Below are 6350 nucleotides of genomic sequence, written 5' to 3'. Positions count from 1 at the left end.
TAACTCAAATCAATTATTTTCTTTGACTTTAATGAGTTATAAATTTCAACATTACCTTTAGAATTACTTGTGTTTAATATTTTTCTTGAAGACAATATTCTTTTTAACTGTTTTGAAGTTCCTAAACTTCCATCAATTACTGGAATTTCACTTCCTATAACCTTTATGATTTCTTCTTTTATTAAAGGATAATGAGTACATCCTAAAACAATAGAACTTATTTTCATATTTTCTATATTTTTTAATTTATTTACAAGATAATTATGAATTTCTTCTCCCGTTATTTTTCCTTCATCAATAATTTCTGCTAACCCTGCACAAGGAAGCGGTTCAATATTAGCTATTTCCTTATACTTTGATTGAAGTTTAGCAAATTTATTTTCTGCTAATGTCATAGGCGTTGCCATAATGACTATACTCCCTTCTCTATTTAGCTCTACTGCTGGTTTAAGCGCTGGTTCTATTCCAATTATAGGTATATGAGCATATTGCATTCTCAATTCCTCTATAGCTGCACTAGTTGCAGTATTGCATGCTATGACTATAGCTTTTACATTTTTGCTCAATAAAAAATTTACTGCATTAAAGGTTAATTTTTTAACCTCACTAACATTTTTTATTCCATAAGGAGCATTTATTGAATCTCCAAAATATATGTAATTCTCATTAGGTAATACTTTTATTGTTTCTTTTAATACGCTTAGTCCTCCTATACCTGAATCAAAAAATCCAATACTACTTTCGCTATCGAAATTCAATATTGTCACCACCCTATAATAAGCCTGTGTAGTAAGTTGTATATAATTTATTATATTTTAAAATATATCACAATAATAAAAACTAATAAAGAATAACAATATGAATATTCTATATAAAAACTTAAAGTATACCTTTTAAAATAAAATTTATTTAAAAAAGCTCCAAATGCTTTGCCAATGGAGTTTTAACCATAATTCTTAATTCAAGAAAAAGATTTTTGTTATGGAAATTAAAATAATGTATAAGCTATATTTTCATTGTAAAACACTACATGACATAGCCAACACATATAGTAGCTGTTGGAGCTATGGTGCAAGATGGAAAGGGAAATGTTTTACTGGTTAAATCAAACCACAGAAAATCATGGGAGTTTCTAGGTGGTCAAGTGGAATTAGGGGAAAATCTTGAAGAAGCAGTAATAAGAGAAATTAAAGAAGAGAGCGGAGTAGATGTTACAGTGAGATCTTTAGCAGCATTATATTCAAGCCTTCAGCAAACCATTTGGTATAATGGCGTTACCAAAGTTCCACCTAAATTGAACCTTGATTTTATTTGTGACTATATAGATGGTGAATTAACAACATCAGATGAGACAAGTGAAGTAATTTGGTGCCCTCGTGAAAAGGCTTTAGATATGATAACTCATCCCATATTTAAAATGAGGCTGGAAAATTTACTTAACTTTTCAGGTGAAATATGCTATAGTGCATATTCATCAAAACCATATCAACAACACTATAATAGATGTTTCTAAAATTCTTGAAGCACAGATGTAGATAAACTACTTTAAAATTAATGTATAGCTGAATATAGCTACACCTTTGAGCATTTCAATTCATAACTTAAAATAATTCAAAATTCACAATTAAGATTAAAATTAGCTTTAATCAAACTAATTTCTTTAATAGATTTTTTACTAGTAATGCAATTGCTAGTTTTCCACCTCTGGGGAACAGTTTAATCAATGGAGAATTGAGAATGGACAATGCACAATTATGGTTGAAATTAATTTTATAAATTAATTTCTTTAAATAGATTTTTAATAAAAGTGACTTAAAAGATAAATCAATCTAAAACTTCTTCTATAAAGAAGAAGTATCAATAATTCTCCATCCTCAATAGTCAATTCTCAATTGGTAAGGTTGAGCTTTAACATAGAATGTATTTAACACCTCTGTGATGCAGTAATTTTATCAACGTAACGTCTAAATTTCCTGCTTTTTAATTATCTTAATATCAAATTTTATATAAAGTTTTACCAATCTCAAAGGAAATAAAACATCTCATAACTCATTGAAAACTCAATGGTTATGAGGAGTTTTTTATCAATTTTTTTAAAAACATAAAATGGTTGGGAAAATTTTTAATAAATCCTTTATTTTCAATAAGTTGGAGGGTATAATGAAAATAGAGAATGCCTTAAACACAGTAGTTGAACCTTAACATAAGATGTATTTAAATTAACATTGATAATTTTCATATCTTCCATATTGTTCGTTGAACCTTAACATAAGATGTATTTAAATCAATATTCCTAATTCTCTTTTGCCAATACGTGCTAGTTGAACCTTAACATAAGATGTATTTAAATGTGAATACAAATAACTTTTCTATTAGTTCATCCATGTTGAACCTTAACATAAGATGTATTTAAATTTAGTTATATCTTTCATGAGCCTTATATATAGTTCTGTTGAACCTTAACATAAGATGTATTTAAATTCAAAACTAATACCTTTTATATCAAAATTATTTTGTTGAACCTTAACATAAGATGTATTTAAATGGAAGAATAGGTAAAAAGCTTTATCCTGATGCAGGTTGAACCTTAACATAAGATGTATTTAAATAATTGAGTATGTCCTATTATTACTGCATCATAATCACGTTGAACCTTAATATAAGATGTATTTAAATTTAAGCAAGTGCCATTTCGCGCCTGTCTTTTTACCGCGTTGAACCTTAACATAAGATGTATTTAAATTTTGTATATATTTTAGATTCTACAGGCTTCTGTAAGTTGAACCTTAACATAAGATGTATTTAAATTAACTTCATTAATAACTATTCCTTTATTATTGCATGGGTTGAACCTTAACATGAGATGCATTTAAATATTTTTGAAGAAAAAGATAGAATCCACGAAAAATATTTTAGAAAAGAATTACAATTATCTATATAAAAAGGAAAACAGGATGAGGTTGGATTTACAAAACACAATATGAATATTTCAAAAGAAGCATTTAATAATGCAAATAAATCTTTAGCAGAATCTAAAGAAGCGTTATTAATAATTCAAAATATATCATCTATATCACAAGAGTCAGCAGTACCAACAGAAGAATTATCGACATCTATGGAGATAATTTCTAATAATACAGATAAACTGGCAGAAGTAATAGAAGTTTTAAATGAACTAGTTAATAGATTTAATGTATAGATTATATAAAAAATGTCTACAGAATTCATATGTAGACATTTTTTATTCTATTTTAATATAATTAATGAGATAAGAATAAAGAAGTTTGATATAATATATTTTTTAGAATATTTATGAAGGAGTTATTAAATGAAATATTATTTAGCACCAATGGAAGGAATTACAGGGTACATATATAGAAATTCTTATGAGAAATTTTTTCATAATATTGATAAGTATTTTACACCTTTTATTATTCCAAATAAAAGTATAAGTCTTAAAACTAAAGAACTAAGGGATATTTTACCGGAAAATAATAAAGGAATGAACATAGTTCCACAAATACTTACTAATGATTCAGAAGGTTTTATTATTACTGCTAGAAAGTTACAACAATTAGGTTATAATGAGATTAATTTGAATTTAGGCTGCCCTTCTGGAACTGTTGTTTCAAAAAATAGGGGGTCAGGGTTTTTAGCTAAAAGAGAAGAGCTTGATATATTTTTAGATGAAATATTTAAAATAAATGATATGAAAATTTCCATAAAAACTAGAATAGGAAAGAACAGCCCAGAAGAATTTTATGAGTTAATAAAAATTTATAATAAATATCCTATAGAAGAGTTGATTATACATCCTAGAACACAAAAAGATTTTTATGGAAATAAACCTAATTTGGAGGTATTTAAGGATGCTCTATCTTTAAGTATTAATCCTATATGTTATAATAGTGATATTTTTACTAATAGTGATTATAATAGATTAATAAAAGCTTTTCCAGAAATAAAAACCGTAATGATAGGAAGGGGAATACTAGCCAATCCAGGATTAGTTGGTGAGATAAAAAATAATACTAATATAGATAAAGAAGTATTAAAAGAATTTCATGATGAAATTTTAAATAAATATATAGAATTATATAATGAAGAGAGAAATACACTATTTAGAATGAAAGAACTCTGGGGATATATGATTTACATATTTTCAGATAATAAAAAATATGCTAAGAAAATAAAGAAGGCACAAAGGGTAGACCATTATAATGAAGCTGTTTTAAGTTTATTTAGAGAGCAGGAAATTATAAAAGGGACTGGACTATTTAGTAACTAATATTAAAATTTAAGAGAGCACAACTTAAGGTTTTGATACCGAAGTTATGACCTAGTATATTATAATATCTCATTGGCATTTTGCTATATATTATGTAATATTAGCACAACATATCTTAGGAGGTTTATATGTAAATGAAAAATATATTAACACAAGAAAATATGGATAAATTAAAAGAAGAATTAGAATATAGAATGACTAAAAAAAGAGCTGAAATAGCAAAGGAAAAATTAGAAGCAGCTGCACATGGTGATAGGTCAGAAAATGCAGAATACAAAGAAGCTTGTGCAAACTATAGAGAAAATGATAATAGAATTCAATATTTGTTAACTATGATTTCAACTGCAAGTGTAATAGATGACCAAAATCAAGACAAGTCAGTATTAGGAGTTAATAGTAAAGCTAAAATTAAATTTATAGAAGACGAATTTGAAACAAATATATCACTAGTAACTACTATGGATGCAGACCCAGAAAAGATGCTTATAAGCGTAGAATCAGATTTAGGAAAAGCATTAATGGGCAAAAAAGTTGGAGATGTAGCTGAAATTGATGCTCCAGGTGAAAAATATACAGTAGAAGTATTAGAAATTATATAATTATTTTTTAACTTATCAGTTTTATATTCTTTCTGATTTAGATAATAGACAATAATAACTAATAATGTAAAATAGAGGGACTGTTCTTAGATTTAAATAAAATTAAGAACAGTCCCTCTATTTTAGAATAATATATAAAGTAGAAGTATTTTTTAGAGGAGACAGTTATGTTTTATTGTCCTTATTATTTTTTTAGAAAAAATGTGGATAACAATAAAGTGTATATAATAGATAGAAAAAAAGGTGATGTAAATGGAGATAAAATAGAAGATACTATACTTTTGATAGGAAATAAACCTTCAGGTACAGACAGTCCTTTTGTAAGTAACATAAGGCTTGTAATAAAGGATGGAAAAACAGGTAAAGAAATTGCGGTACCTATTAAAGAAAATTCAGGTTATAATCCAACTATATTTTTGGGAGACTTTACAGGAGATAAAATTAAGGATATATTAGTAAGCATAGACTCTGGAGGAAGTGGGGGATTTGCATTCTACTATATTTACTCTTTTGCAAATAATCAATTAAAATTAATTTTTGATTTTGAGAAATTTGGAGAGCAGTATACTTATGAGGTTAATTACAAAGATAATTATAGGGTTGAAGTTATAAGTAAAAATTTGAAAATAAAATATATAATTGATATTACTTATAAAGGTGAGGAATACTTAAATGAAATATATGATTTAAATGGAAAACTTAAAGAACCTATTTCAGGATTTGTTATTCCCTTGAGTAATTTGTATCCTATTGATTTTGAAAGAGATGGAACTTATGAACTATATACATTTCAGAGAATAGCAGGCAGGTATAATGCAGATGGGTTAGGATATGTTCAAACTGCCCTTAATTGGGAAAAAGATAAATTCATTACATTATTCCAGAATGTTGGCATTCAAGGAAAATATATAGGAGGATAATCCAGTGATGTAAACAAATTGCAATTTTAATTTGTTTTTTATTTATGGTAGTAAGAAAAATTTAGTAATATAAAAAAAGAACCTATATAAATTGATGATAATTAGGGAATTCAAGCTTTGTGAAAAATCATGGAAAACATAAAAGAATAAGGTTATAAAATAATTGCATTGGGATAAGCTAATGCAATTATTTTTTTACATATAAATAAGAAAAAATTATTAAAATAAAAAACGAGATTATATTATAACAATATAACTAATATTGCAGGAAATATAATGAGTTGAACCTTAACATAGGATGTATTTAAATGCAGTTCTTCTCTTATGTTTAGCTTCCTCTAGTTTTCCACTTCTGTGGAAAATATTTCACCTGAGGTGTAGCAAATTTATCAACCTAACTTCTAAATTTTCTATTTATCTTAATAGCGAATTTCGTATAAAGTTTTACCAACCTTAAAGAAAATAAAGTTCCTCATAATCCATTGAAAATTCAATGTTTATGAGGAATTTTTCTATTATTTTTTAAAAACACAAAACGGTTGG

Annotated in this window: 6 protein-coding genes and 1 CRISPR repeat array; of the genes, 5 read left to right on the top strand and 1 reads right to left on the bottom strand. The window is 26.4% G+C overall.

Annotated elements, in window-relative coordinates; genetic code table 11:
* Nucleotides 1-758, bottom strand: a 758-nt coding sequence (murI, locus tag ACY1IQ_RS14940; protein WP_461614704.1) for a glutamate racemase, incomplete at its 3' end; no start/stop codon positions are given.
* 290 nt (nt 759-1048) lie between these two features.
* Here murI and ACY1IQ_RS14935 point away from each other — a divergent pair.
* From ACY1IQ_RS14935 to ACY1IQ_RS14915, 5 genes are all read left to right on the top strand, one after another.
* Complete coding sequence (locus tag ACY1IQ_RS14935) at nt 1049-1513, top strand: NUDIX hydrolase (RefSeq protein ID WP_461614706.1); 465 nt, start codon at nt 1049-1051, stop codon at nt 1511-1513.
* A gap of 677 nt (nt 1514-2190) precedes the next feature.
* A CRISPR array of direct repeats spans nt 2191-2875; the repeat unit is 30 nt; unit sequence GTTGAACCTTAACATAAGATGTATTTAAAT.
* Nucleotides 2876-2980: 105 nt separating this feature from the next.
* The gene (locus ACY1IQ_RS14930; protein ID WP_461614703.1) at nt 2981-3199 is read left to right on the top strand and encodes a hypothetical protein; all 219 of its coding nucleotides are present in this window, start codon (nt 2981-2983) and stop codon (nt 3197-3199) included.
* A 129-nt stretch (nt 3200-3328) separates the two neighbouring features.
* Nucleotides 3329-4288, top strand: a complete 960-nt coding sequence (locus ACY1IQ_RS14925; RefSeq protein WP_461614702.1) for a tRNA dihydrouridine synthase — start codon at nt 3329-3331, stop codon at nt 4286-4288.
* A 134-nt stretch (nt 4289-4422) separates the two neighbouring features.
* Nucleotides 4423-4887 (top strand): GreA/GreB family elongation factor, encoded by a 465-nt coding sequence (locus ACY1IQ_RS14920; RefSeq protein WP_461614701.1) that lies wholly within the window; start codon nt 4423-4425, stop codon nt 4885-4887.
* 167 nt (nt 4888-5054) lie between these two features.
* Nucleotides 5055-5807 carry a VCBS repeat-containing protein gene (locus ACY1IQ_RS14915; RefSeq protein WP_461614700.1) on the top strand — a complete coding sequence of 251 codons (753 nt, stop codon included), beginning with the start codon at nt 5055-5057 and terminating at the stop codon, nt 5805-5807.
* The last annotated feature ends 543 nt before the right edge of the window (nt 5808-6350 follow it).

The sequence above is a fragment of the Clostridium sp. Marseille-QA1073 genome, assembly GCF_054863625.1.
This window is presented reverse-complemented; position numbering and strand designations above follow the sequence as displayed.